This is a genomic window from Metalysinibacillus jejuensis, from assembly GCF_003057615.1.
GTDB classification, from domain to species: Bacteria; Bacillota; Bacilli; order Bacillales_A; family Planococcaceae; genus Metalysinibacillus; species Metalysinibacillus jejuensis.
In genome coordinates this window covers 1-2,376 of the sequence record NZ_QAFW01000106.1, presented here as the reverse complement: position 1 = coordinate 2,376, position 2,376 = coordinate 1, and the positions used below count along the sequence as shown (strand labels likewise).

Sequence of the window (2,376 nt, the reverse complement as noted above, 5' to 3'; positions counted from 1 at the left end):
TTGTGGTGCAGAAAAACCTATGAAGCTATCTGAACGTACTTACCGTTGTTCATGTGGGTATGTGGCATATCGTGACTATAATTCAGCCATCAATATCAAAAATGAAGGCATTCGCCTATTGGCATTAGCATAGAAACAAAAACTCTTGGAACAAGAGGGTTAGCTCGGTCAGTTTTCGTTGGCTAGTAAAAGCAACGATAAGTCGAGAAGCCCCCACTTCAATTAGGCCGCAAGGTCAATAAGTGGTGGGTAGTTCACAGAGCAGGCTCCCACATTAAAACACGCACTTATTCATCAAAAAACACGCTTAAAACATTTTATTGACTGTCTCGACGACTATGTCGAAGTCCCAACGCAACACAAAAAGCGTTGGCACACACTTAAACAAAGCTTAACAGAATAGAGGAATCCATTTGCCTTATCTTTTACTCATTGTTGCTATTATGGCAGAAGTCGTAGCAAGCTCTTTACTGAAAGCGACGGATGGCTTTCGCAAACTCGCGCCTTCTCTTGGCGTTGTAGTAGGCTACGGCGTTGCGTTTTATACGTTGTCTTTAACGTTACTCACATTGCCGCTTGGTATTACGTATGCGATGTGGTCAGGGCTTGGTACAGCTGCTACAGCTATTATTGGGGGCATCGTTTATAAAGAGGTTATTAGCTTAAAAAAAGCACTCGGCCTACTATGCATCATTGTAGGCGTTGTGCTATTGAATAGTGGTGAGCTAGTATGAAGGGTTTTGCATTGCTTAGTGTAGCCATTATAACTGAAATTATAGCAACGCTTGCGCTAAAGTTTTCGAATGGCTTTACGGTCCTTCTACCATCTATTGTCGTTATAGTAGGCTACTTAACCGCGTTTTATTTTTTAAGTCTCACACTTCGTCATATGGCGCTTAGCGTTGCCTATGCGATTTGGTCAGGGGTTGGCACGGCAGCTACCGTTATTATTGGCGTAGTCGTATTTAACGACCCTTTCACCGTCACTATCGCGCTTGAGCTATTGCTTATTATTTTAGGCGTTATTTTACTTAACCAAGATGGACCGCCAGAGGCTGGGACAAAAGAAAAAATGTGAGACGATTTTCAAAATCGACTCACATTTTTTACTTTCAAGCGCATTAAATGATTTGTTTAGCTAAGAAAATTACCACTCAAATTTTATATCTCTCCTAAAAATCGAGTTATGTCCCAACCTCATTTCTTACGATTAGTCAAGTGTATTTAATTAATTTCTTTTGTTATTATGATTTAGTTTTGTGGGGGAGGGGTACCCCTCCCCCACAAAACTAAATTTTCACAAGCCAAAAAGGCCTAACGATTTTTATTTTTTTCGAAAGGTCTATATGGTATAGTTGAGTTACATTTCATTACGAATTCTGAGCTGGTAATGCGGACTCATAATCGTATAGGATGCCTCGTGTCAGTAACTGAAATGTCACTTTCAGAAATTTATTGACGCAGGCGATGATCGCAACCTTATGAGGCTTTCTCTGAGGTTGCGTTTTTAATTTATAATAGTAATCCACAAAATGATTTGGTTTCTCCTTTAACATAAGCATCCCTTGAATCATGAAATATAGAATTTTTCGCAAATGTTTATTGCCACGTTTATTGATGCGGTCACGATACTGGGTATTACCGGATTGATAACGCATGATATCAATCCCTGCATAAGCGTTTAGTTGTTTCGCATTTTGGAAACGGCGAATATCCCCGATTTCCCCAATTAGACGACAAGCTGTTGAATCGCCAACACCAGGAATGGAACGTAATACGGTATATTCTTGGCGTTCTTTAGATAGTACTACCATCTGTTGGACGAGTGCTTCTTTCTTTTCCTTTAATTCTCCAATACGAGATGCGTAATCTCTTACTTGGTCACATCGAACATCTATCGGCTTAATTGCGGGATAACTATTTTGGGCTGCTTCCATGAGTTCCATTGCTTTTTTCTCTGCACGAGTGAGTGAAAGATTCTTTTTCGTATTCGCTTTCAAACGATTTTTAATGACTGTTTTTGAATGCGATAATACAAGTGCAGGATGTGGGTAAAGCTGTACGATAGTTAAAAATAAAGCCGAACTTGGCGTAATTAGTTTTTCAAGCTCTGGAAAACTCATATGTAAAATCGCATGCATTCGGCTTTTGAGTCCAATCATTTCTTCATCTACTTCGTCGTAATAACGCGTGAGTGCACGCATCTGTTCATAATAGTCATCTTGAACGTAAGTCGCTTCACGCTCCATTTTAAAGTGCGTTTTCGCTAGTTCATGTGCGTCACTACAGTCCGTTTTATGACGTCGCATTTTCGCCATTTGTAGGTTCGCTTCAAGCGGATTCATGCGACTATATGTATAGCCATGATTTTTGAAA

At 40.0% G+C, this 2,376-nt stretch carries 4 protein-coding genes; 3 read left to right on the top strand and 1 reads right to left on the bottom strand.

Features of this window, described 5'->3' with window-relative positions; genetic code table 11:
• From DDE80_RS14155 to DDE80_RS14145, 3 genes are all read left to right on the top strand, one after another.
• Positions 1–133: zinc ribbon domain-containing protein (locus tag DDE80_RS14155; RefSeq protein ID WP_153060869.1), on the top strand; the 133-nt coding region annotated here is incomplete at its 5' end.
• Positions 134–413: 280 nt separating this feature from the next.
• Positions 414–734 carry a DMT family transporter gene (locus DDE80_RS14150; protein ID WP_201261546.1) on the top strand — a complete coding sequence of 107 codons (321 nt, stop codon included), beginning with the start codon at positions 414–416 and terminating at the stop codon, positions 732–734.
• A complete protein-coding gene (locus DDE80_RS14145; protein ID WP_108308577.1) occupies positions 731–1,078 on the top strand; it encodes a DMT family transporter in 348 nt (115 codons plus the stop codon). The genes DDE80_RS14150 and DDE80_RS14145 overlap by 4 nt, the downstream gene beginning before the upstream one ends.
• A gap of 292 nt (positions 1,079–1,370) precedes the next feature.
• Here the strand turns inward: DDE80_RS14145 and DDE80_RS14140 are convergent.
• A partial coding sequence (locus DDE80_RS14140; protein ID WP_108308575.1) for an IS110 family RNA-guided transposase occupies positions 1,371–2,376 on the bottom strand: 1,006 nt, incomplete at its 5' end.

Excerpts from the sequence above, each read along its gene's own strand:
- DDE80_RS14145 (WP_108308577.1), top strand. The coding sequence starts at position 731 with ATGAAGGGTTTTGCATTGCTTAGTGTAGCCATTATAACTGAAATTATA.